This window comes from Marinobacter maroccanus, from assembly GCF_002933275.1.
In the GTDB taxonomy this organism is placed as follows: Bacteria; Pseudomonadota; Gammaproteobacteria; order Pseudomonadales; family Oleiphilaceae; genus Marinobacter; species Marinobacter maroccanus.
Window position 1 is genome coordinate 238,774 of the sequence record NZ_PSSX01000005.1, and the last position, 22,907, is coordinate 261,680.

General features: G+C 58.1%; 18 protein-coding genes. 16 read left to right on the forward strand and 2 right to left on the reverse strand.

From position 1 onward, the window contains the following. The first annotated feature begins 5 nt into the window (after positions 1-5). Genes KEHDKFFH_RS08575 through KEHDKFFH_RS08610 form a run of 8 tightly spaced genes read left to right on the forward strand, consistent with a single transcriptional unit; the run spans position 6 to position 7,697 of the window. Positions 6-1,412, forward strand: a complete 1,407-nt coding sequence (locus tag KEHDKFFH_RS08575; protein ID WP_104321526.1) for a tetratricopeptide repeat protein — start codon at positions 6-8, stop codon at positions 1,410-1,412. Beyond that, on the forward strand, positions 1,409-4,216 hold the full coding sequence (locus tag KEHDKFFH_RS08580) for a tetratricopeptide repeat protein (protein WP_104321527.1): 2,808 nt from the start codon (positions 1,409-1,411) through the stop codon (positions 4,214-4,216). The genes KEHDKFFH_RS08575 and KEHDKFFH_RS08580 overlap by 4 nt, the downstream gene beginning before the upstream one ends. Further along, positions 4,206-4,691, forward strand: a complete 486-nt coding sequence (locus KEHDKFFH_RS08585; RefSeq protein WP_104321528.1) for a tetratricopeptide repeat protein — start codon at positions 4,206-4,208, stop codon at positions 4,689-4,691. Before KEHDKFFH_RS08580 ends, KEHDKFFH_RS08585 begins: the two co-directional genes overlap by 11 nt. Beyond that, entirely contained in the window at positions 4,692-5,039 is a 348-nt protein-coding gene (locus KEHDKFFH_RS08590; RefSeq protein ID WP_104321529.1) for a hypothetical protein, read from the forward strand. 16 nt (positions 5,040-5,055) lie between these two features. Further along, a complete protein-coding gene (locus KEHDKFFH_RS08595; protein WP_053115389.1) occupies positions 5,056-5,682 on the forward strand; it encodes a MotA/TolQ/ExbB proton channel family protein in 627 nt (208 codons plus the stop codon). After that, positions 5,679-6,209, forward strand: coding sequence for an ExbD/TolR family protein (locus KEHDKFFH_RS08600; protein WP_104321530.1), 531 nt, complete (start codon positions 5,679-5,681; stop codon positions 6,207-6,209). The genes KEHDKFFH_RS08595 and KEHDKFFH_RS08600 overlap by 4 nt, the downstream gene beginning before the upstream one ends. Then, the gene (locus tag KEHDKFFH_RS08605; protein WP_104321531.1) at positions 6,206-6,694 is read left to right on the forward strand and encodes an ExbD/TolR family protein; all 489 of its coding nucleotides are present in this window, start codon (positions 6,206-6,208) and stop codon (positions 6,692-6,694) included. Before KEHDKFFH_RS08600 ends, KEHDKFFH_RS08605 begins: the two co-directional genes overlap by 4 nt. After that, positions 6,687-7,697 carry an AgmX/PglI C-terminal domain-containing protein gene (locus KEHDKFFH_RS08610; protein ID WP_241956466.1) on the forward strand — a complete coding sequence of 337 codons (1,011 nt, stop codon included), beginning with the start codon at positions 6,687-6,689 and terminating at the stop codon, positions 7,695-7,697. Before KEHDKFFH_RS08605 ends, KEHDKFFH_RS08610 begins: the two co-directional genes overlap by 8 nt. 45 nt (positions 7,698-7,742) lie before the next feature. Here the strand turns inward: KEHDKFFH_RS08610 and KEHDKFFH_RS08615 are convergent, their stop codons facing one another. After that, positions 7,743-8,228: a MaoC/PaaZ C-terminal domain-containing protein gene (locus KEHDKFFH_RS08615; protein ID WP_104321533.1), complete on the reverse strand. Its 486-nt coding sequence runs from the start codon at positions 8,226-8,228 to the stop codon at positions 7,743-7,745. Positions 8,229-8,416: 188 nt separating this feature from the next. Between KEHDKFFH_RS08615 and KEHDKFFH_RS08620 the strand changes: the two genes are divergently transcribed. The 3 genes from KEHDKFFH_RS08620 to KEHDKFFH_RS08630 all read left to right on the forward strand — a co-directional run bounded on the left by KEHDKFFH_RS08620 (position 8,417) and on the right by KEHDKFFH_RS08630 (position 15,423). Next, a complete protein-coding gene (locus KEHDKFFH_RS08620; RefSeq protein WP_104321534.1) occupies positions 8,417-10,093 on the forward strand; it encodes a long-chain fatty acid--CoA ligase in 1,677 nt (558 codons plus the stop codon). 123 nt (positions 10,094-10,216) lie between these two features. Beyond that, on the forward strand, positions 10,217-14,152 hold the full coding sequence (gene hrpA / locus KEHDKFFH_RS08625; protein WP_192875761.1) for an ATP-dependent RNA helicase HrpA: 3,936 nt from the start codon (positions 10,217-10,219) through the stop codon (positions 14,150-14,152). Positions 14,153-14,301: 149 nt separating this feature from the next. Further along, complete coding sequence (locus KEHDKFFH_RS08630; RefSeq protein ID WP_104321535.1) at positions 14,302-15,423, forward strand: beta-ketoacyl-ACP synthase III; 1,122 nt, start codon at positions 14,302-14,304, stop codon at positions 15,421-15,423. Positions 15,424-15,435: 12 nt separating this feature from the next. Here KEHDKFFH_RS08630 and KEHDKFFH_RS08635 read toward each other — a convergent pair whose 3' ends face one another. Further along, positions 15,436-15,843, reverse strand: a complete 408-nt coding sequence (locus tag KEHDKFFH_RS08635) for an acyl-CoA thioesterase (protein ID WP_104321536.1) — start codon at positions 15,841-15,843, stop codon at positions 15,436-15,438. Between the two features lie 91 nt (positions 15,844-15,934). On the opposite strand from KEHDKFFH_RS08635, the gene KEHDKFFH_RS08640 reads away from it, so the two are divergent. The 5 genes from KEHDKFFH_RS08640 to dinG are packed head-to-tail and all read left to right on the forward strand — an operon-like array spanning position 15,935 to position 22,868. Then, the gene (locus KEHDKFFH_RS08640) at positions 15,935-16,723 is read left to right on the forward strand and encodes an MlaA family lipoprotein (RefSeq protein WP_104321537.1); all 789 of its coding nucleotides are present in this window, start codon (positions 15,935-15,937) and stop codon (positions 16,721-16,723) included. 29 nt (positions 16,724-16,752) lie between these two features. After that, positions 16,753-18,240: a DUF3336 domain-containing protein gene (locus KEHDKFFH_RS08645; protein WP_104321538.1), complete on the forward strand. Its 1,488-nt coding sequence runs from the start codon at positions 16,753-16,755 to the stop codon at positions 18,238-18,240. Position 18,241: 1 nt separating this feature from the next. Beyond that, the gene (locus KEHDKFFH_RS08650) at positions 18,242-19,936 is read left to right on the forward strand and encodes an ExeA family protein (protein WP_104321539.1); all 1,695 of its coding nucleotides are present in this window, start codon (positions 18,242-18,244) and stop codon (positions 19,934-19,936) included. Between the two features lie 2 nt (positions 19,937-19,938). Further along, positions 19,939-20,664, forward strand: a complete 726-nt coding sequence (locus tag KEHDKFFH_RS08655) for a general secretion pathway protein GspB (protein WP_104321540.1) — start codon at positions 19,939-19,941, stop codon at positions 20,662-20,664. Continuing rightward, positions 20,664-22,868 (forward strand): ATP-dependent DNA helicase DinG, encoded by a 2,205-nt coding sequence (gene dinG / locus KEHDKFFH_RS08660; protein ID WP_104321541.1) that lies wholly within the window; start codon positions 20,664-20,666, stop codon positions 22,866-22,868. The genes KEHDKFFH_RS08655 and dinG overlap by 1 nt, the downstream gene beginning before the upstream one ends. Positions 22,869-22,907: the final 39 nt, after the last annotated feature.

A 22,907-nucleotide genomic window follows, 5' to 3' on the forward strand; every position in this document is an offset into this window, starting at 1 on the left:
GCGCCATGATGTTCCGGGTCCTGCTGTTTGTGTTGCCTCTCACTGTTTCCGGTTTTTCCGTGGCGGCCACCCCGGCAATGCCAGACGACGTCCTTTCTGGTCTCAAGCAATTCCGGCAATCCGGAGAAGTCGGCGTGGATCTTGGGGATGGGCGACAGCAAGCACTCTATGATGATGCTGAGACGGCACGAACCGCGGACCGCACTGATGAGGCCGGGCGAATCCTGGCCGGTATGAAAGAAGGCTACTGGGCAGCTCTGGGTTACCTCAATCTTGCCAGCGATTACGCGAAAACCGATCTTAACCCGGCCAGGGCGCTGGTTGCGCTGCGGGTGGCGTTAGCCATGTCCGACGGTGACGCCGATTCCGGGCGTAGCCAACATCTGAAGAATAATCTGCTGGTCCGCGCGGGCTACCTTGCTTACCAGCACGGCGAGTTCGATAAAGCGATCAGCTTTCTCGAGAAGGTCGATCTCGATAGTTTCAACACGCCGCGTGCCCTTTACCTCCATGGCCTGGCCCTGGCAGAAAAGGGCAATCACCGGGCCGCCATGCAGAGCTGGCATCGGGCCAGGAAATATCCGTTGGCATACCCCGGGGTTGCCGATGCCTGGATTGGCATGGGGCGTGGCTACGATCTTTCCGGCTATCTCGGTCAGGCCGGAGAAGCCTACCTTGCCGCTAACGCTGCGTTCGAGAGTGAACGCGTGACCCTTCGCAAACTGGCGGGAAAGATTCGGGAACAGGGTGCCTATAAAACCCTGGTGGAAGATGCCCGGGAAACCGGGGTCGACTGGTTTCTGGCCGACAGCCGCACACTGACCCAGCCGCGGATGGCCTACCTTCTGGGTTTCATGGAAGACGCAAGTGTCCAGAAAGCGGCGGGGAGGGTCGCAGCGCTGCGCTCAATGTCGGCAAAACTTGAACGCTACGGTCACGATCTGGACGTGTTTCAGGAAGCTCTGACAGAACAGCTGGTCGGCATTCATCAGGAGGATACCAGGCAAAGCACCACCGATCTTTCCGTTCAGGGGGAAGAGCTTGGTACACGATTGCAGCGCCTTTCGGATGACGCAGGTCCTGGCCAGCAAGCCCGCATCGAGGCTCTCCGGAAAACCCTGTCGGACGCCCAGAGCCGGTTGAGCCAGGTCAGGAGCAAGGCATCGGGGCAACCGGAAATCCTGGAACGGTTACGTCGCTCTGCCGCTGCGCTGACAGAGCGCAACGAAATGCTGTTGTTGTCTGTTCGTCAGTTGCTTGAAACATCTGAAACGGCGTTGGACGAACTGGCTCTCGACTATGTCGAAGCCAGGGACCAGCAGATGGCCTTCGCTCTGGACAAAACCGAACAGCAGATTGCTCACCTTTATGAATATCTCGCCCTTCAGAACCTGGAGGAGACCCAACTATGATCCGGCCGTTTCAGAGCCTCTGCCTTTCCTTACTGCTGGCAGCGCCGGCTGTGGCCCAGGAATCTTTTCGTGTGGAACTGGGCCGGGACGGCGAGACCATCGGGGATATGCGTCCGGTGTTCCTGACCTTTGAAAGCCGGCCGATGCCGGCGATCTCGCCTTCGGAAGTTGCCCGCCGTTACCATCGCCTGTTCCGGACCTCGGACGAACCAGAGGTCCGGATTGATGCCCTAAACCGCCTGAGCAATATCCGGGACCGTTCAGGTGAAGATATAGGGTTCTCTCCGGCTGAAGAGGAAAGGGTCTACAGTGAAGCGATCAGCAGCTACGAGTCCATTCTGGCGCGCGGCTCCTATGGTGGGCGGCTGGATGAACTGCTTTACCAGATGGCCAAGGCCCATGCCCTGACAGGACAGCAGGATGCGTCTATCCAGAGGTTGAAACAACTGGTCGGGTTGTACCCTGATTCGCCTCTGGTACCGGAGGCCCGGTTCCGATTGGCGGAATCCGCCTTTGCTGCTGGCCATTACGCTGAGGCAGAAAGCGGCTACCGGCAATTGATTGAATCCGACGACAGCGAAGAGTTCAGCACCAAAGCCAGATACATGCTTGGCTGGAGCCAGTTCAAACAGGGGCCGTCTGCATGGAACCGGGCTGCAGCCACCTTTGTCGAGGTTCTGGACGAGTTTCTGCCGCAGGAACAAAGCCTTGAGTCGGTCAGTGAATCCAGTGTTGATACCATAGACGACACCTTTCGGGTTCTTGCCTTGATGGCGGCCCGAAAGGGTGGGCCGGACACCCTCATTGCGTGGCTGGATAAGGCACAGCCGCGCCCCTGGGAACACCTGTTGTTCGACCGGCTCGCGGACTACTACGCCATCCAGGGAGAGACCAGCGCCAGTGTTGCCGCTAACCGGGCGTTCATCGAGTATTCCCCCAATCACCATTCCGTTCCCGCCTTCCGGTTGCAGGTGGTGGATGTCTGGCAAGCGGCGGGTGACCCTGAGCAGGTTCGCATGGCCCGGGCCCGATTCGTGGAGAGCTATAGCGTGAATTCCGCCTTCGCCGAGCTGAAAGGGGGCCAGCAGGACAAGTGGCGGAGCTACAGCAGACGGCTGGCGGACTATCACTATGATTTGGGTGCCCGCTCGGCGGAACAGTGGCAGGTCGCAAACTCTGAGTCTGCCTTTGCACAGGCCGCCACTTACTATGAAGGACTGGCGCCCCGGGTGGGCCAGAGCGGCGAGGTCTTGCGACTTGCCGGGGATGCCCGACTGCAGGCGGGGCATTTTCCGAGAGCGCTGGATAACTTTCGCAAGGCTGCCTACGAAGCACCCGGTTACAGTGAGGCGGCTGATGCTGCCTGGGCCGCCGTCACCCTGTTGAGAGACGGCGTCGACCAGCAGTACGAGGCTGCCGCATTCAGACCCGGTCTGGAGGATCTTTCAGACGAAGCCAATCGTTTTAACGAGCGATTCGCGGGTGATAACCGGGGTTCCGGCCTGATGGCGGATCTGGCTGCCCGCTGGCTTGCTGCCGGCAACCATGAGCGGGGATTACACTATGCTTCGCTGGTTCTTACCGCCCTAGGGGCATCGCCGGCAGAGCGATACGCGACCTGGCAGGTGACGGCCCGGATCCGCCAGAAAGAGGGCGACTATGGACTGGCGGAACGGGCCTGGAATCAGGCGCTGGATCTTGCCGAGAGCGATCAGCTCAAGGATGTGACCGGCGACCAGTTGGCGGCCATTCGCAGGCAACTGGCGACGGCTGTTTATCGCCAGGGGGAAGTGGCTGCTTCCCAGGGCCGGCTCGGAGAGGCTGTGGGTCATTTCCGGCGGGTTGATTCAGTGTTGCCCGGCTCGGAAATAGCCATCCGGGCCCGTTACGACGCCGCGAATACCTTGCTCAAGGCATCAGACTGGACAGCCGCTGTTGTCGACCTGCAGGAGTTCCGTAACGACCACCCGCAACATGAGCTGGCTGCGGGTATCAGTGAAAAGCTGGTACACGCCTGGATTCAGTCCGATAAACCAACCCAGGCAGCATCCGAATTGCTGCAGGCCGCTGAAAATCATGCCAACCCCTGGCAATTGCGGCTGCGGGCCGCGGAATTGCTGAATGAAGCCGGAAATGTAGCGGAACGGAATGCCCTGTACCGGGACTACCTTGCGACCGGTCCGAAGGCTGGCGACGGATCGGAACATGAGCGGCTCCAGACCTTTCGTTATCGCCTGGTGGAAACCGGTGACGATCCGGATTACTGGCGGGAAGCACTGGTCCAGTCAGAGCTGGACAGCGCCTGGCACAGTGCCGACACCCTTGGGTGGGCATCCCGGTCTTCTCTGGTGCTTGGCGCCCGTGCGGCTGCCGCGTTTACCAGCATCAGCCTGAGTCAGCCTCTGGAGCACTCTCTCGCGCGCAAGCAGAAGGCATTGGAAACTGCTCGACAGCGATTCCTGGATGCCGAAGCTCTCGGCGGGGAGCGCGTTCTGTCTGAGTCGTTGTTCCGCCGCGCAGAGCTCTACCGGGGCCTGGCCAAAGACCTGATGACATCCGCAGTACCTTCGGACCTGAATGAGCTTGAGGCCATGCAGTACCAGATACTGCTTGAAGAAGAGGCGTATCCCTTCGAAGAGAAGGCCATTCAACTGCACACTGAAAACCACCGCCGGATTACATCAGAGGGCTATGACGCCTGGATAGGTCGCAGCCTTGGCGTTCTTGCGGAACTTCACCCGGGACGTTACGAGCGGAGTGTCAAGTGGCTCAGCTGGAACATGGAGTCTAACGATGGGGTGTAATCCGTTGCGTAAGGCAGGGCTGCGTTGGGCATTCCTGCTGCTGGTGTTTCTCGCCGGTTGTGCCGGTCAGGAAGTCCGGCAGCCAGAGGAGCCCGTCAAAGCCGATCCGGAAATGGCGGCAAGCTTTGAAAAGAAAGGGCGCAAGGCCTTCGAGGAAGGTCGCAAAGGTGCGGCCGTGGACGCCTGGCAGAAAGCCGTGGAATTGGACCCCACCAATGCGGTGACCGTGAACAATCTGGCGCTGGTCCTGAAGGATCAGTACCGGTTCGCCGAAGCCGTCAAATTGCTGGAAACAGGCATTGCCCATTCGCCGGATGTGGCGGAGCTGCATTTCAATCTGGCGGTGATTGCCGAACTCTATCTGCTGGATCTGAAAACAGCCCTCACGCACTACAACCGGTACCGGGAACTGACGAAAGCAGACGACCAGGAGGTGGCCGGGTGGATTGCGGACCTGGAAAGGAGGCTGGAATAAATGGTTGGTAGCCGGAAAACCTCTAAAAACCTCTTTACTGCGCTGCTGTTGGCCGGCCTTCAGGTGCTGTTCCTCAACCAGGCGAAGGCGGATCAGGATGACACTGTCAGGCTCAGTGTTGAGGGCCTGTCTGCAAGTCTTGGCGAAGACGAGCCCCGGGTACTTTACATATTGCCCTGGCAGGCGCCGAGCCTGCCAAGACGACCAAGGGCAGATCTGAATGACGAGGCGCCGGAACTGGTCCGTCCGGCTGATCCGGTCGCCCTGGAGCGGCACCGTCTGTTTCGCGAAAACCTCAACCCTCTGATCCTGAGTCCCCTCAGAGACTCAGCAGTGACTGCGCAGTAATAACGGGAGAACAAGCATGCTGGACACCATCGTACGTTTTTTCCAGGAAGGCGGGCCCTTCATGTACCCCATTGCCATCGTACTTGCGTTGGGGTTGGCCATTACTCTTGAGCGGTTCTTCTATCTCTCGGCGGTGCGGCGGCGTAACCGGGTTGCCTTTGAGCGAGGCATCCTGCCGCTGCTGAGAAAACGGGATTATCAGCGGGCCATGAAAGCTGCCACCAACTCCGACAGCGCTATTGCCTCGATCATGGGGGCCGGTATTGGCCGGTTGCTCAGCAACAGCCGGCGAGAGGACATCGAGTACGCCATGGAAGAAGGCCTGATGGAAGTGCTGCCGCGCCTGGAGAAACGCACCCAGTACCTGGCGACGCTGGCCAATATCGCCACGCTGCTGGGCCTTTTGGGAACAATTATTGGTCTTATTGCGGCGTTTACCGCTGTGGCGGCGGCAGATCCCTCCCAGAAGGCAACCCTGCTGTCAGAAAGTATTTCTGTGGCCATGAACACGACGGCCTTTGGCCTGATGTCGGCGATCCCGTTGCTTATGTTCCATGCGGTACTGCAGACCCGCACCAACGAGATTGTCGACAGTTTCGAAATGGCCGGGGTGAAGTTGCTGAACATTGTTTCTGAACCATGAGACGCCGTCACCGCAGGTTAAACGCTTCGCCTGAGCTGGATATCACCGCCTTTCTCAATCTCATGATTGTGCTGGTACCCGTCCTGCTGCTTGGCATGGTGTTCAGCCAGGTCCGGATGATCGAGCTGAACTTTCCGGGTATGGAGGCCGGGCAGGCGCCGGAGCCTGAGGAATTCCGGCTTGTGGTTACTTTGATTCCGCAAGGTATCGAGATCGCCGACAGTGATCGAGGTCAGATCCGGGTGCTGCCCGTGGGCCAGGAAGGGCAGGATTTCGCGAACCTTCGTCAGGTACTGCGGCAGATAAAAACCCGTGTGCCGGATAAAACCGACGTGGTGTTGGAAGTCGGACCGGACATCGATTACCAGACGCTGGTTACGGCCATGGATACCGTCCGCTCTTATCCGGCGGTAGTTGCGGCCAGCGTGGTTGAGGGGGAGCTATTTCCCGATGTTTCGCTGATGGATGCGCCTGAGGACAGACAGCTTGCCGCAAACGCCAGTGCCGAATCAGGGGAGGGCGCATGAGAACGTCCCGAAAGGCGAAAAGAATTCGTCGGCATTACGGCCGGATGCACAAGCCCGGGGGCCTGAACCTGGTGTCGCTGATGGACATCTTCACCATCCTGGTCTTTTTCCTGATGGTGAATTCGTCGGATGTGAAAGTGATGCAGAACACCTCAGACGTGCCTTTGCCGAAGTCCACGGCTCAACAGGAGGCTGTTGAGAGCCTGACCGTTCAGGTAACGGGCAATGCCATTTTGGTCCAGGGCAGCGAAGTGGCAAGACTGGATGGCATCGAGACCAGTGACACCTATATCGCCGGTCTCTCGGAAGAACTTTCCTGGCGGCGCAACCGCTGGTCTGAAATTCCCGAGGAGGGGCTTGAGGTAACCATTATGGCGGGCCGGGATACCGATTACCGCCTGCTTCGCAAGGTTATGCAGACCTGCGTTGATGAACAATATCGACAGGTGCGCCTTGCTGTGGAAGGGGAGGTCCGCAATGGCTGATAACGGATATTCCCCAACAGCGCGTTCGGGGCTGCCATGGAGTCGTGATCTCGGCGAGAGTCGAAGATTTACGGGTATTGTATTGTTGATGCTCGCGCTGTTTTTGCCACCGGCGTTCCTGATCCCAATGTTGGAGGTGCCGGAGGTTGAGCGCAGCGAGGCCGAGAAGGTTCCTCCCCGGCTGGCGCGCCTGGTAGAGAAGCCGAAACCGATTGTGCCACCGGAGCCAGTTCAGCCCGAGCCAGAACCTGAGCCCGAGCAAGAACCGGAAGTGAAGGAAGCGAAGGAAGAACAACCAAAGCAGCCGGAACCGAAAGTTGCCAGGGTTGAACCCGACCCTGAGCCTGCCCCGAAACCAGAATCCGAACCCAAGGCCATATCGGAGCCGAAGCCCAAGCAGACCACCGAGCAAGCCAGGGAGAAAGCGTCCCGTTCCGGGCTGCTGGCTATGAGAGACAAGCTAGCCTCACTCAGGTCGCCTGAACCCACACCAACCCGCGAGTTTGCGGTCAATACACAGCCGGAGGCACCCGAAGTAACAAAATCGCCCGAGGATTCTAAGCAGGTCCTCAGCGGAAGCGGTGGTGTTGAGGACGCTCCGGCGCCGGAAACCACTGTTGCTGTGGCTGAGCATGAGGTCAAAACGGTTGATGCTCCCGAGGAAGAATCCCGAAAAGTGGCCGCCAGGCCGGCAAAGGCCGAGCCATCGGTTGGCGAGCGGGCAATGAGTAATATCCGGCAAGTATTCGATGCCCAGAAAACGGCTCTTTATTCCATGTACCGGCGGGAGCTGCGGCAGGATCCGACCCTCGAGGGCAAGGTGTTGTTGGAGCTGGTAATCGAACCGAATGGCTCGGTGTCCGCCTGTGAGGTGGTCAGCTCAGAGCTCGAGCACCCTACGCTGGAACAGCGGATTGCCATGCGGGTGCGGCTGTTCAATTTCGGGGCTGACAATGTTGAGGTCCGGAAGGTCAGATTTCCGATTGACTTCCTGCCCGGCTGATAAGGCAATCGGGCAGCCAGTGAGGGACTGCCCGATTCGGAGAGCCTAGTTTTCGATGGTGATTTTCGGCAGCCGGGGTTTGTGCAGGGACACTTTCTCCGATGGCGCGATGACCTTCGCTTCCCCAATGACCACTTTCTGATCGTTCTGATTACGCACGTCGCACTCGACCACGACCCGGCCTTTCGGTTCCTTGCGCAGGACTTTCAGCTTCACGGTGAGTGTGTCGTCCAGTTTCACCGGGCGCTTGAAGGAGAGGGTCTGATCCAGGTAGATGGTGCCAGGGCCAGGCATGACCGTTGCCAGCGCCGCCGAGATCAGGGAGCCGCTCCACATACCATGGGCAATCCGCTCCTTGAACATGGAGCCGGCTGCAAATTCGGAGTCCAGGTGTACCGGGTTTACATCACCGGAGACCGCTGCAAACAGCACCAGTTCGTCGTCGGTGAGGGTGCGCGTAAAGGTGGCGGTGTCACCCTCGTTCAGCTCGTCGTAGGTAATATTTTCCAGGGTATCAAGGGTATCGCTCATCGCGTGCTCCGCACATTTGTCATTTGAGTACAGGTGTTCGGGTAAGAGTCTCGAAAACTACCTCATCGGTTACAAAACTGCTATTCTCTCCCCACTTTTTTGAGGCTGATACTTTTGTAGGGTTGATTTTTTGAACAACCTGACATCGGTAAATCATTACAATCAAAAGCGCCAAACAGGAGATGGTGATGGATTTTGAGCAGTTCTATCAGGATAAATACCCCGCCGGCGTGCCCCGCGAGGTGGACCTGAACAAGTACAAAAGCATGGTGGATGTGTTCGAGCAGTCGGTCAAAAAGTTTGCCGACCGTCCCGCATTCACTGCTGTTGGCGCAACTCTCACTTACCGTGACCTCGACACCCAGAGCCGTAACTTTGCGGCCTGGCTCCAGAACAAGACAGATCTTAAGCCTGGCGACCGTATCGCTGTGCAAATGCCTAACGTCAGTCAGTACCCGGTTGTTGTGTTTGGCGCTATGCGGGCTGGCCTGATTGTGGTGAATACCAACCCGCTGTATACCACGCGGGAGATGGAACACCAGTTCAACGATTCCGGTGCCAAGGCGCTGGTGGTTCTGGCCAACATGGCCGAAAACGCCGAAAAAGTACTGCCACATACTGGCATCGAGCACGTGATTGTTACCGAAATCGCGGACATGCACTCGCCGATCAAGCGCACTCTGATGAATGCCGTAGTCAAGCACGTCAAGAAGATGGTGCCGCCGTTCAATATTCCCCAGGCGCACAAGCTTCCGGCGGTCCTTAGTGCCGGCGCCCGTGAGAAATTCACCCCCGTAGAGTGCAAGCAGGACGACATCGCCGTGCTTCAGTACACCGGTGGCACCACCGGTGTGGCGAAAGGCGCAATGCTGACCCACGGTAACCTGGTGGCCAACCTGCTGCAGACCCGCCCGATGATGGAAGACATGGTGGTTGAGGGTCAGGAAGTGGTGATTGCGCCCCTGCCGCTGTACCACATTTATTCCTTTACCCTGAACTGCGGCATCATGCTTGAGGCCGGTGCCCACAACGTATTGATTCCGAATCCGCGGGATATCCCGGGTTTTGTGAAAGAACTGAAGAACCACAAGTTCACCGCCTTCCTCGGCCTGAACACCCTGTTTGTTGCGCTTTGCAACAACGAAGAATTCCAGGATCTGGACTTCAGCAGTCTGAAGCTGACCTCGTCCGGCGGTATGGCGCTGACCAGCGACACCGCCAAAATGTGGGAGCGGGTCACCGGTTGTGAGATTTGCGAAGGCTTCGGGATGACCGAAACCTCACCGGTGGTCACCTTTAATCCGCACAGCGCTATTCAGATCGGTACCATCGGCCTTCCTATTCCGTCGACAGTGGTTAAAACTCTGGACGAAGAAGGCAACGAGACGCCTCTCGGCGAGCCCGGCGAGCTGTGCGTGAAAGGCCCGCAGGTTATGCGCGGTTACTGGCAGCGTCCGGAAGATACCCAGAAATCTTTCACCGAGGACGGCTACCTGCGTACCGGTGATATCGCCCTGATCCAGGAAGACGGCTACATCCGCATTGTCGATCGGAAGAAAGACATGATCATTGTTTCGGGCTTCAACGTATTCCCGAACGAGATTGAAGATGTGGTCAGCAGCCATCCGAAGGTGGTTGAGTGTGCCGCCGTTGGCGTACCCGATGCCAAGAGCGGCGAAGCGGTGAAGGTTTACCTGGTGCCGACAGCTGAAGGCGTGACTGAGAACGAGCTCAAGGAATTCTGTCGCGAGCGGCTGACCGCCTACAAGGTACCCAAGCAGTTTGAGTTCCGGGATGAACTGCCCAAGACCAACGTGGGCAAGATTCTCCGCCGTGAACTGCGGGACGAGGCGAACAACAAATAAGCCTGTCTGGCAGTTGATCAAGGAAAACCCTGCTTCGGCGGGGTTTTTCCGTTTTTAAGAAACCGACTTTCCCGATAGACTGTCGCCCAATCGAATCCGAGTGAGCGCTATTCCGGCAATTCAATGACAGACACCCGTTCCGAAACTCCGAGCACACCGACACCCAAACCCGATGGCGAAGCGTCCGTCAAAGCGATGATGGAGCAGCTGGATGCCTGCAATCAGCAGGAAGCTGCCCGCATAGTGAAAACGGTTGCCCGTACCAAGGGAAAGCCGGGCCAGAAAGACCTGGAGAAAATGGCCAGGTGGCTGGAACGTGGGCTGGAAAGAGTTCAGCAGCGCCACGCCCTGCACAAGCCGGCCAGCTTTCCGGAGGGCTTGCCGGTTTCCGAACGGGTTGACGATATCCGTGAGGCAATCGAAAACCATCAGGTGGTGATCATTGCCGGGGAAACCGGTTCCGGTAAAACCACCCAGATCCCGAAGATCTGCATGAACAGTGGCCGGGGTATTCGGGGCCTGATTGGTCACACCCAGCCCCGGCGGATTGCTGCCCGCAGCGTGGCCGCCCGCATTGCCGAGGAAATCGGGGAGCAGACCGGCCAGCAGATCGGCTATCAGGTCCGTTTTACCGACAACACCTCCGAGCAGTCCCGGGTGAAGGTGATGACCGACGGTATCCTGCTGGCCGAGGTTCAGCACGACCGGTTTCTGGATCGCTACGATACGATCATCATCGACGAAGCCCACGAGCGCAGTCTCAACATCGATTTCCTGCTCGGCTATCTCCGGCAGCTCCTGCCCAAACGCCCGGATCTGAAAGTCATCATTACCTCGGCCACCATTGAGGTTGAACGATTCAGCGAATTCTTCGACAAGGCGCCGGTGATTGAGGTGAGTGGCCGCACCTATCCGGTGGATGTGCGTTACCGGCCGCTGATCGGGGATGAAGACGATCGGGACCAGGGCTGGACGGACGGCGTTCTGGGCGCCCTCGATGAGATCGAGCAGCACGAACGCAGCGAAAAGCAACCACCGGGGGATGTGCTGGTGTTTCTGCCCGGAGAGCGTGAGATCCGCAGTCTCAGCAAGGTTCTGCGCCATGTGGACCTGCGGCACACCGAAGTGCTACCGCTCTATTCCCGATTGAGCAATGCCGAGCAGAACCGAGTGTTCCAGTCCCACAAGGGGCGTCGGATAGTGCTTTCCACGAACGTGGCGGAGACCTCTTTGACGGTGCCGGGCATCCGTTACGTGATCGATACGGGCGTTGCCCGGATCAGCCGCTACAGTGTGCGCTCGAAGATCCAGCGCTTACCGGTGGAACCGATTTCCCAGGCCAGCGCCAACCAGCGGGCAGGACGTTGTGGCCGGGTGGCCCCGGGTATCTGTTTCCGGCTGTACGATGAGACGGATTTCATCAATCGGCCGGAATACACCGATCCGGAAATACTGCGCACCAACCTGGCGTCGGTCATTCTGCAGATGGCAACGTCGGGGCTTGGGGAAATTCGGCAGTTTCCGTTCCTGGAGGCGCCGGATAAGCGTCAGGTCAACGACGGCTATAAGCTCCTTGAAGAATTGGGGGCGGTGGATGACAAGCGCCGCGTTACCCGGCTTGGTCGAACCATGTCGAGGCTGCCCCTGGATCCGCGCCTGGCCAGGATGCTGGTCACCGCGGCCGAACTTGGCAGTCTGGCGGAAACACTGGTGATCATTGCCGGGCTGAGTATTCAGGACCCCCGGGAGCGACCCCAGGACAAACAGCAGGCGGCGGATCAGGCCCACGCGCCGTTCAATGACAAGGAATCGGATTTTGTAACCCTGCTGAACGTCTGGAACTTTTATGAAGAACAACGCCAGGAATTGTCCCAGAATCAGCTCAAAAAGGTTTGCCAGAAGAGTTTCCTCAGTTGGATGCGAATGCGGGAATGGCGGGATATCCATCGCCAGCTGACGCTGATCTGTCGTGAGCAGAAGCTGGCGGTCAATAAGGATGCCGCCAGTTACGAGGCCCTGCATAAGGCGATCCTGGCCGGTCTTCTGGGTCAGGTCGCGGTGAAAGTGGAGAAGAAGGAATATCTGGCAACGCGTAACCGGAAAGTGCTGATCTTTCCCGGCTCCAAGGTATCGAAGACCGGTCCGAAGTGGATTGTTGCCACCGAAATTGTGGAGACCAGTCGGGTATTTGCCCGGGTGGTGGCCGCCATTCAACCGGAATGGATCGAGCCCCTGGCCGGCCATATCGTCAAACACCATTATTTTGAACCTCACTGGGAGCAGAAGCGGGCCCAGGTGATGGGCTACGAAAAGGTCACCCTTTACGGCCTGGATATTGTCGCCAAGCGCCGCATTCCTTACGCCAAAGTGGATCCGGCGGAATGCCGAAATCTGTTTATCCGGCGAGCGCTGGTGGAGGGCGACTACCGGTCAAAGGCGCCGTTTATCGCCCGTAACTGGGAGATGCTGGACACGGTTGAGAATCTTGAGAAAAAGACCCGGCGGCGTGACCTGCTCGTTGACGATGAAGTGCTGGTGGCCTTCTACGATGAGCGCCTGCCTTCGGACATCATCAGTGGCCGGCATTTCGAGACCTGGTGGAAGGGGCTTTCAGCGGAGCAACTGAAAGAGCTGGAGCTCACCGAAGCCGATATTCTTCAGCGGCCAGTGGATGCCCAGGCCGCGAATCTGTATCCCGATTATCTGGAGTGGCAGGGCGTTCGTTACCCGCTGAGTTACGAGTTTGAGCCCACCAGTGAAAAAGATGGCGTCACGCTGCAGGTCCCTCTGATGGCCCTCAAACAGATCCCGTCCCGTCGTCTGGAATGGCTGGTGCCGGGGTTGTTGAGAGAGAAATGCATTGCCCTGGTAAAGTCCCTGCCCAAGGCGTTGCGGCGTAATTTCGTGCCTGTGCCTGATTTTGTGGACGCGGCCCTTGAGAACCTGCAGCCTTCCAACGAACCGCTAACGCTTCAACTGGGCGAGCAGTTGCGCCGCATGACTGGCGTACAGATTGATCCAGAGGCCTGGTCGGAATCGGAGTTGCCAAAGCACCTGCGGATGAACCTGCGGGTCATGGGCGACGGGGGGCGCACCATCGCCGAGAGTCGCGACACGTCTGACTTGCAGCATCAACTTGAGGGTCAGGCCGAGCAGGCGCTTGAGTCGGCGACAAAAGATGACTCGGCGGCGGAGCCGAGCGGCGAGTACACCGAATGGCGGTTCGGAGCATTGCCCGAACAGGTCCAGACGGAAAAGGGCGGCATGCAGGTGACCGTCTATCCCGCGCTGGAGGATCTGGGCAAGCAAGTGCGCCAGATACGCTGTCTGGACCGGCTGACTGCTGAAGATACCACCCGGAAGGCAATCGCCCGCCTGATTCTGAACCGGTTCGGCAGGACGCTCGATGACCTGGAGCGGAAACTTCCGCGTTTCAAGCAGTCTGCTTTGATGTTTGCTCCTGTAGGCCAGTCGAAAGTCTTGCTGGATGATCTGTTGCTGGCAACGGCCATGCAGCACTTTCTCCCGGAGGGTGTTCGGAGAACAGCAGAGGACTTCGACCGTATGTTTGACGCTCACCGGGGTGACTTCATCCCGGCTCTGGAGCAGGCAGACGAGCGGTTGTATCAGGCGATGTCCGGTTATCAGAAAGTGGCGAAGCAGTTGAAAGGCAAAATCAATCTGGCCCTCGCCAACAGCATGGCCGATCTTAAATTTCAGCTACAGAACCTGGTCTATCCCGGATTTCTGGTGGAAACACCGCCTGAGTGGCTAGCGGAGTTCCGGCGTTATTTTGAGGCGGCGCTGATTCGTCTTGAAAAGATGCCTCGGGAAATGGGCCGGGAGCGGGAGTTTCTTCACGCCATTGAGCCGCTCTGGTCCCGCTACGCGGTGAAGCGGGATGAACAACAACGGCAGGGGATCCGGGATCCTGAATTGGTGTTTTACCGTTGGATGCTCGAGGAGTTCCGGGTGTCTTTCTTTGCCCAGCAATTGGGCACGGTGATGACCGTATCGGTGAAACGCCTGGACCGGCAGTGGGAAAAAACCAGAGTTTGAGGAAGGCGGGCTGCACCAAACCGGTGCCGCTGACTGATAGCCGACGGGCAAAACCCCGATACTGTGTTAGTATTTCTGGCAGTAGGTCAATGAACGAATCAGACGGGACGCCAGTCATCCCGTTTTCACAATCATGACGTGGGGTTAGCGTGATTAAAGCCGTTATTAGCGGGACCGGTCTCTACACACCGCCAGCAACCATTGATAATGACGAACTGGTCGAAGCCTTCAACCAGTACGTTGAACTGTTCAACGCAGAGAACGCAGATGGCATCGCCAGTGGCGATGTGACGCCGCTGCAGCCATCGTCCTCCTCGTTTATCGAGAAAGCCTCCGGCATCAAGCGCCGCCATGTTATCAACAAGGACGGCATTCTCGATCCAAAACGCATGAAGCCCTATATTCCCGATCGCAGCAACGAGGAGCCCTCGGTGCAATGCGAAATGGCTGTGACTGCTTGCCGTGAGGCCCTCGAGCAGGCGGGTAAGTCGGCACAGGATGTCGATGCCGTGATCGTTGCCTGTTCCAACCTTCAGCGTGCCTATCCCGCCGTCTCTATTGAGGTTCAGGAAGCCCTGGGTATCGACGGCTTTGCCTACGATATGAACGTGGCGTGCAGCTCCGCTACGTTCGGCCTTCAGGCGGCCGTCAATTCCGTCGAGAATGGCACTGCCCGTTCTGTTCTGGTGGTCAGCCCGGAAATCTGTTCCGGCCATCTGAATTTCCGGGACCGGGACAGTCACTTCATCTTTGGTGACGCCTGCACAGCCATTCTGGTTGAGCGCGAAGAAGATACCCGTGAGGGGCAGGGATTCGAGATTCTCGGTACCAGCCTGAAAACCAAGTTTTCGAACAATATCCGGAACAATTTCGGGTTTCTGAACCGCGCCGACGATTCCGGTGTCGGCAAACCGGATAAGCTTTTCGTGCAGCAGGGCCGCAAGGTGTTCAAGGAGGTGTCTCCCCTGGTTGCGGAGACCATTCAGAACCAGCTGCAAAGTCTGTCTCTGGCGCCGGATGATCTTCGTCGCATGTGGTTGCACCAGGCTAACCTGAATATGAACCAGCTGATTGCCCGCAAGGTGCTGGGTCGCGATGCCACTGAGGAAGAGGCGCCGGTCATTCTGGACGAGTACGCCAACACCAGCTCCGCCGGTTCGATCATCGCCTTCCACAAGAACAAGGATGACTTTGTCAGTGGTGATCTGGGGGTAATCTGTTCGTTCGGGGCAGGTTATTCTATCGGCAGCGTGGTGGTACGCCGCCGCTAGACGTTTTCTGGTTCAAGACGTTGCCAGCGCCCGCAGGGTGTCTGGCAGCGGGGCCGAGGAGCGTGTTTCCCGGTCGAACCACACGATTTTCGCATAGCCTTCCGCATAAACAGCGCCGGTGTCGACATCTGTCAGTAAATGATAGGTGTCGAGGCTGGTGTTACCCGCCTTGTCGGCGTATGTTTTCACCTCAACCGTTGCCGGGTGGTTCAATTCCTTTAGAAAGGTGGCACTGGTCTTTATAATAACCGGGCCGGTCGGCTCTTCGGGGCCGCCCAGCTCCAGTGAGGCCAGCCAGACAATGCGCGCTTCCTCAAAGAATCGGAAGTAGACTGTATTATTGGCATGGCCGTATGCGTCCATGTCTCCCCAGCGGAGTGGCATGGTAATCGTGTTTACAAGATTTCCCGGTACTGACATCGGTTTCTCCGGAACAATGGTTAAATAATAAAAAAAGTAGCGCCGGTATTTTCGACGAATTGAAACGAATTAAACAACCCAAGAGCAGATGATGATACACATTTTTATCCGGCGCCGGCTGTTTACGCTTACCATGTTGGTGTCCCTGGTTGTATTCCTTCCGGCGGGTCACGCTGTCGCCCAGAATATGCAGGAACCCGCGCCCGAGGGCTCTGTTCCGGTTGATCCCAAAGACCCCTGGGAAAACTGGAACCGCAAGGTGTACACCTTTAACGAGACCATCGACCGGTGGTTCCTGAAGCCGGTAGCGCAGGCCTACAGGACGTTTACCCCACAGATTGTTGACCGAGGTATTACCAACTTTTTCAATAACCTGACTGAGCTCAGGAACTTCACGAACAGTGTGCTGCAGTTGAAAGGGGAATCTGCGGTGGTGGCTGTCGGCCGCTTTACCTACAACACCACCTTCGGCCTGGGCGGTCTGATTGATGTGGCAACTGCCTTTGATCTGCCGGAACGGCCCGAGGACTTTGGCCAGACCCTTGGATACTGGGGTGCCGGATCCGGGCCCTACCTCATGCTGCCGTTTCTCGGACCATCCACGCCCAGGCACTTTACCGGGTTTGCAACTGACGGCTTTGCGCTGCCATCAGCTTGGGATGCTGTGGACAGTCCGGAAGTTTATTATGCCCGGGCCCTGCAGGTAGTTGATAAGCGCGCGGATTTGATTCCCGCGGAAAGCTTTATCTCCGGCGACAGCTATGTATTTGTCCGAAACGCCTTCCTGCAGCGTCGGGAATTCCTGATCAATGATGGGAAAGTGGTCAACGATCCGTTTGCCAGCGGTGATGATGAGGATCTGATGCTCGATGATTTCTGAGCGTCATCCGGATTGATAGGAGGTCAGCGGTGCTAAAGGATCCAAGAATAGCCAAATTCCGGAAAATGCTGGCCGAGGCGCCGAACTACGAAGTCTGGAAGGCTGCGGCCCTGGAGTTGGACTTTCTGGAAGGGAACGCCGAGTGGAAAGAGGATTTCGCCTCTGATCTCTACCACTATGAACTGATTTACGACCGCCTGAGCAACCTCAAACAGTATCGCCAGCAGAATGATGTGGAACGCCTGAAACGGGCCTTGCGGGAAGGACTGCACCACGATCTGGGGAATATGGGCAACCCGTTGCTCTACACGCGGTCACGGGTTGGCACCAAACACCTGATCGAAGAATACATCACCCAGGTTTGCGAAGCGCTGGATTATCTCTGTGATCAACCGGTGCCCGGTTTTCCCGTTGCCGACAAACTTCAGTTCTTCCGGGATACCCTTACCAGCTTTGGCCGCCCGGCGCTTTTGCTCAGTGGCGGTGCGACCCTGGGTGTGTTCCACTTCGGGGTAATCAAGGCCCTCTGGGAAAAGGGGCTTCTGCCCCAGGTCATCGCCGGTTCAAGTATCGGCGCCATTATCGCGGGTATTCTTGGTGTGCACACGGATGCGGAAATTCCGGAGATGCTGGTGCCGGAAAACCATAATCTGAAAGCCTGGAAGTGGCGGGGCCTGCTCAGTGCGGTGCGCGGAGACGGGCTCATGGATCAGGAAGAGCTTCGCAACTGCCTGCGTGGCAATATCGGTGAATACACCTTTGAAGAGGCTTACCAGCGTACTGGCCGATCGATCAATGTGAGTGTCTCACCGGTTCAGGCCCACCAGAAGGCTCGCCTGCTGTGCGGATACACCTCGCCTTACCTGATGGTCTGGAGTGCGGTGTTGGCCAGCGCCGCGGTTCCCGGTATTTTCCCGCCGGTTACCCTGATGAAAAAGGACATTCAGGGCAATACGCTACCCTATATGCCGCGCCTGAAGTTTGTGGATGGCTCGGTTGTCAGCGACCTGCCCATTGAACGTTTGATGCACCTGTACGACGTGAATTACACCATCGTGAGCCAGACCAATCCCCACGTGGTGCCGTTCCTGAGCCAGCGGGGGCGGGATGAAAAGTTGTCCCTTGGCAACCTGCCCATGCATTTACTGCAATCCGAAATCCAGTTTCATGGCCAGGGGGTGTTCGACTACCTGCGTAAACGCCTCAGGCCGGAACTTCTTCGGCAGATGTCCGGTCAGTTGTACACCATTATGGCCCAGCGCTATTCGGGAGACGTTACCATTGCGCCCTCATATTCGTTCAAGGATTACAGCAGGATGCTGGCAAATCCCGATCCGGCCTACGTGCGGCAGATGATTCTGGCCGGCGAACGGGCCACCTGGCCGAAGATCTCCATGATCCGTTCCCATGCCCGTATCTCGAAAACCCTGGAGCGGTGTGTCCGACGGCTCAAGCAACAGAACCGGCGCACCGCCGAGCTCAGGCTGATCAGTAACGCGGACTCCGGTACGTCCTGATATGTATTACGACTTTTTCGGCTTTCGCGAACCGCCGTTTTCCATTGCTCCAGACCCTCGTTACCTGTATCTGAGCGATCGCCACAAGGAGGCGCTGGCGCACCTGATGTATGGGGTTCAGGGGCAGGGCGGCTTCATCGTGATCACCGGTGAAGTGGGAACCGGGAAAACAACGGTTTCCCGCTGCTTTATCGAGAACGTTCCGGATAATGTGGATATCGCGCTGATCCTCAACCCAAGGCTCTCTGCGCGGGAATTGCTGTCCTCCATCTGCGATGAGCTGGAAATACCCCATGAGATCAGTGCCACCATCAAGGAACTGGTGGATCTGATTAACCAGGACTTGCTCAAGGCCCATGCGGCCGGGCGACACAAGGTTCTGATGATCGATGAGGCCCAGAACCTTTCGGCCGAGGTACTGGAACAGCTGCGGCTTCTGACCAACCTGGAGACGGCAGAGAAGAAGCTCCTTCAGATTGTCCTGCTCGGGCAGCCCGAACTGCAGGAAATGCTGGCACTTCCGGAGTTGCGCCAGCTGAACCAGCGGGTGACCGCGCGCTACCACCTGGATGCCATCGGCCGGGAAGAGCTGCCGGCCTATCTGCGTTACCGGCTCAACGTGGCGGGCATGCGGGGCGATATTTTCTCGCAGCGGGCGGTGAACCGTCTTTACCGTGAAAGCCAGGGCATTCCCCGCCTTATCAACCTGATCAGTGACCGGGCCCTGTTGGGAGCGTACGCGGAAGGCGAGCATGAAATCACGGCTGATCATATCCGCCACGCGGCAAAGGAAGTGCGCGGACATTCGATGGGGCCCGCGCCTTCACGATCAGGCCGGTCGCCGGACAGGTCCCAGTACCTGATTGTTGCCGCTTCGATTCTGGTGGCGATTATCGGAACCGCCTGGCTGCTTGAGCGGTGGCCCCCCGACAGTTCAGCTTCTGCGAACCGCTCGTCTGCCGAGCCTCTGAAAGGGGAGGTTGAACGGGTGGAGGAGCAGGAACAGGAACGGGAGCAAGTGGCGGAAGCGCCAGAAATCGTGCCGGAAGAGCCGTCGGGGCCCGATGAACTGGCCGTTCCGGACCAACTTCTGGATTCGGTTTCGGCGTTCCAGGTGCTTTTCGGGATCTGGGGGCGGAACTATCAGCCGACGGAAGCGCCCGTGGCCTGCGACTGGGCCAGGGAAAATGGGCTGGGTTGCCTTAATCGCCAGGGCAGCCGCCGGAGCCTAGAGTTTCTTGATCGTCCGGCAATGCTTCAGCTTCAGGATGAGTCAGGCAACACGGGTTTTGTCGTGCTCCGCCACCTCAATGGTAATAAGGCAGAGGTTGCCATGCCGTCTGGCATTCAGACCGTGTCCTTTGCCAGTATCGAGCGATACTGGTTCGGAGAATATCGGGTATTTTGGCGCTTGCCGGAATACCTTACAGGGGACGGTTTTTACAGCAATGGTGGTGGCGAACAACTCTGGATTGGCGCCCGAATGATGGATCTGGCAGACCGGCACAGTAAATCCCGTGCAGAGAGCGACCGCGTTAAACGTATGAACGCGGAAGAGCAGGTTCGCTGGTATCAGGCACTACGCGGGCTCACTGTGGATGGCATTGCCGGCGCCATGACCATCATCCAGATCAATAATGATCTGGAAGCCTCCATCCCTCGCCTGAAGCACCTGAAGCCGGAAGGTCGAGAGTAGTCATGTCTTACATTCTTGACGCATTGCGAAAATCCGAAACCGAGCGGCGGCAGGGGCGCGTTCCGGACCTCGGCCAACAGGTGCAGTTGATTCACCGGCCGAAGAAAAAGAGGGTGTCACCAGCTCTCTGGGTGTCGCTGGCACTGTTGCTGAACGCCGCAGTCCTGGCCTTTGTGTTCTGGCCGGGAACGCCGTTGCCCTGGGTTGTTGAGTCACAATCAGAGGCTCCAGCAGCCCCGGAGAGAGCGACGGTCCCTGAACCTGTGCCGGTACCGACCGTGACCGAGGCAGAACCGACATCAGAAGATCCCGTCGCGGAGACGGGGGCAATCCCGGAGCCCGATCCTTTTGAGGGAACGCCGTCGCCGATCCCGTCGGAACCTCCAGTGGCGGAGAGCAGGGAGCGGGCGACGGTTATCGTGCCATCATCCGCAATATCCGAAACCGCGGTGCCGATGGTGGAACAGGAGCAGGCGGGCCGAGTGCCTCATCTGGTAGAGTTGCCGCTTTCATTCCAGAAGAGCGTTCCCGATTTGACCTTTAACAGCCATATCTACTCTTCCTCGCCTGCATCGAGCCGGGTGATGATCAACAACACCTACTTGACAGTGGGCGATACCTTTGAGGGCCTGCGGGTGGACGATATCACCGAAGAGGGTGTGGTTCTGAGCCGTGACGGCCGCCGCTTCCGGGTTGGTGTGGTGCGGGACTGGGTGAGCCCCCGCTGATGGCACTCACCGACGACATCAAGCAATCCATCCAGCAAGGCTATCGCGATGTGCTTGCCGGCAAGGACATTCGGGCGCGCTATGGTCAGCGTCTGATGATTGCCGAAATTGCCAAATACATGGGCGATATCACAGAGAACGATGGCCAGAGAACCTCTCCGGCTGCGGCCTGTGTTGTGGAGGCGGGCACAGGTACCGGCAAGACCCTTGCTTACCTGATCGCCGCCATTCCGGTTGCTAAAGCCCTGGGCAAAACCCTGGTTATATCCACCGCGACCGTCGCCCTACAGGATCAGATTGTGCTCAAGGACCTCCCGGACCTGAAGAAGCACAGCAAGATGGATTTCAACTGGACGCTCGCCAAAGGCCGGGGTCGCTACCTGTGCATGTCTCGACTGGAAGCACGCTTGCACGATGAGGGTAATACCGACAGCGATACCATGCCCCTGTTCCTGCTGGATGGCCCCAAAAACGAAGAACCTGGTACCCGGGCGTTCTTTGAAGAGATGCTGGCAAGTTATGGATCACGGGAGTGGGACGGTGACCGGGACCATTGGCCGGAGCAGATCCCCGACGAGGTCTGGCGACAGGTAACTACGGACCACCGCCAGTGCACCAACCGCCATTGCAGCTACTTTGACAGCTGCGCGTTTTTCGATGCCCGTAAAGACCTTGATGATGCCGATATTGTGGTAGCCAACCACGACCTGGTGCTGGCCGATCTGGCCTTGGGCGGCGGGGCCATTCTGCCGGAGCCGGAGAATGCCCTGTATATCTTTGATGAGGCTCATCATCTTCCGGACAAAGCACTGAACCACTTTGCGGCGTCGCTCCCGCTTAACGCCACCCGGCAATGGCTGAAACAGCTTTCCCAGGCGCTTGTTAAAATGCAGCCTTATCTGGCAGCCGGCACCCAGGCCGCCAAGTCCCTGGATCGCATCAGTTCTGCCTCAAGGGAAGTGGATCTCGTGCTGAACCGGGTTTACGAGGAAGCCGAGCAGAATACCGGGTGGGAGTTCAACGAGGAGCGCCGGACGGCCCAATGGCGTTATCCGGAGGGTGAACTGCCGGAAGCCATGGCAGAGCTATCAGCCGAGAGCCGCATTGCCACCGCCAATATGGTCCGCCAGCTTGGCGTTCTTGCAGACGAACTGCAGGGAGCATTCGACGAGCGCAAGGAACATGAGATTGACCGGGAAACCGCAGAAGCATGGTACCCAGTGATTGGCTCTTTCCACGCAAGGGCCGAGGACCAGTTGAGACTCTGGACCGCCTGGTGCGAGCAGGGCAATGCAAAACCCGCCAGCGAGTCAGAAACGGATTCTGAAGCGGGTGAAGAGAAGGAAGCCAGACCGCCAGTGCAGAAAAGCCCGCCGCCAGCCCGTTGGGCAGTGCGCCAGCGCTGGGATCACGCCGAAGACATTACCCTTTACAGTTCACCGGTATTGGCGGACAACCTGTTGTACTCAAGGCTCTGGTCCCGGGCCTACGGGGCCGTTCTCACCAGTGCCACCCTGACTGCACTTGGACGATTTGATCGCCTGAACGCCCGGGCAGGGTTGCCCCAGGGTAGTCGCTTCCTGGTTGTTCCCAGTTCTTTTCGCTATGGCGAGATGGCGACGGTAGAGGTGCCGGCGATGTCCGCCATGCCCACGGATGACGGCTTTGCTGATGAGCTTGTTAAACGACTGCCGGACCTGTGGGCCGGCGAGAAAGCGACGTTGGTATTGTTCACTTCCCGGCGCCAGATGCAGCAGGTTCGGGACGCTCTTGCCCCTGATTACCCGGAGCTGATCATCACCCAGGACGATATGGCCAAGGGTGAGGTGCTTCGCCAGCATTGCAGCAGGGTGGATGAGGGACGGCCCAGTGTTCTGTTTGGCGTTGCCAGTTTTGCAGAGGGCATCGATTTGCCGGGCAAGTACCTGCACCACGTTGTGATTACCCGTCTACCGTTTTCAGTCCCCGATGACCCCATCGAGGCGAGCCTGGCCGAGTGGGTAACCCAACGGGGCGGTAATCCCTTTATGGAAATCACCGTTCCGGATGCTTCGATCAAACTGGTTCAGGCGGTGGGGCGGCTACTTCGGACCGAGCAGGATACCGGTAGGGTGACCATTCTGGATCGTCGGATCATCGCCCGGCGGTATGGTCAGCTGCTGCTGGATGCCTTGCCGCCGTTCCGTCGAATTATCGAACGCTAGATCTCATCGACAAACCATTCAGTCATAAAAAAAGAGCCA

What these genes read in the sequence shown, in the direction of transcription:
- KEHDKFFH_RS08600 (WP_104321530.1), top strand. Translation starts at nt 5,679, where the DNA reads ATGAGACGCCGTCACCGCAGGTTAAACGCTTCGCCTGAGCTGGATATC.
- KEHDKFFH_RS08595 (WP_053115389.1), top strand. Translation starts at nt 5,056, where the DNA reads ATGCTGGACACCATCGTACGTTTTTTCCAGGAAGGCGGGCCCTTCATG.
- KEHDKFFH_RS08580 (WP_104321527.1), top strand. Translation starts at nt 1,409, where the DNA reads ATGATCCGGCCGTTTCAGAGCCTCTGCCTTTCCTTACTGCTGGCAGCG.
- KEHDKFFH_RS08650 (WP_104321539.1), top strand. Translation starts at nt 18,242, where the DNA reads ATGTATTACGACTTTTTCGGCTTTCGCGAACCGCCGTTTTCCATTGCT.
- KEHDKFFH_RS08615 (WP_104321533.1), bottom strand. Translation starts at nt 8,228, where the DNA reads ATGAGCGATACCCTTGATACCCTGGAAAATATTACCTACGACGAGCTG.
- KEHDKFFH_RS08610 (WP_241956466.1), top strand. Translation starts at nt 6,687, where the DNA reads ATGGCTGATAACGGATATTCCCCAACAGCGCGTTCGGGGCTGCCATGG.
- KEHDKFFH_RS08585 (WP_104321528.1), top strand. Translation starts at nt 4,206, where the DNA reads ATGGGGTGTAATCCGTTGCGTAAGGCAGGGCTGCGTTGGGCATTCCTG.
- KEHDKFFH_RS08635 (WP_104321536.1), bottom strand. Translation starts at nt 15,843, where the DNA reads ATGTCAGTACCGGGAAATCTTGTAAACACGATTACCATGCCACTCCGC.
- KEHDKFFH_RS08640 (WP_104321537.1), top strand. Translation starts at nt 15,935, where the DNA reads ATGATACACATTTTTATCCGGCGCCGGCTGTTTACGCTTACCATGTTG.
- dinG (WP_104321541.1), top strand. Translation starts at nt 20,664, where the DNA reads ATGGCACTCACCGACGACATCAAGCAATCCATCCAGCAAGGCTATCGC.
- KEHDKFFH_RS08590 (WP_104321529.1), top strand. Translation starts at nt 4,692, where the DNA reads ATGGTTGGTAGCCGGAAAACCTCTAAAAACCTCTTTACTGCGCTGCTG.
- hrpA (WP_192875761.1), top strand. Translation starts at nt 10,217, where the DNA reads ATGACAGACACCCGTTCCGAAACTCCGAGCACACCGACACCCAAACCC.
- KEHDKFFH_RS08605 (WP_104321531.1), top strand. Translation starts at nt 6,206, where the DNA reads ATGAGAACGTCCCGAAAGGCGAAAAGAATTCGTCGGCATTACGGCCGG.
- KEHDKFFH_RS08620 (WP_104321534.1), top strand. Translation starts at nt 8,417, where the DNA reads ATGGATTTTGAGCAGTTCTATCAGGATAAATACCCCGCCGGCGTGCCC.
- KEHDKFFH_RS08655 (WP_104321540.1), top strand. Translation starts at nt 19,939, where the DNA reads ATGTCTTACATTCTTGACGCATTGCGAAAATCCGAAACCGAGCGGCGG.
- KEHDKFFH_RS08575 (WP_104321526.1), top strand. Translation starts at nt 6, where the DNA reads ATGATGTTCCGGGTCCTGCTGTTTGTGTTGCCTCTCACTGTTTCCGGT.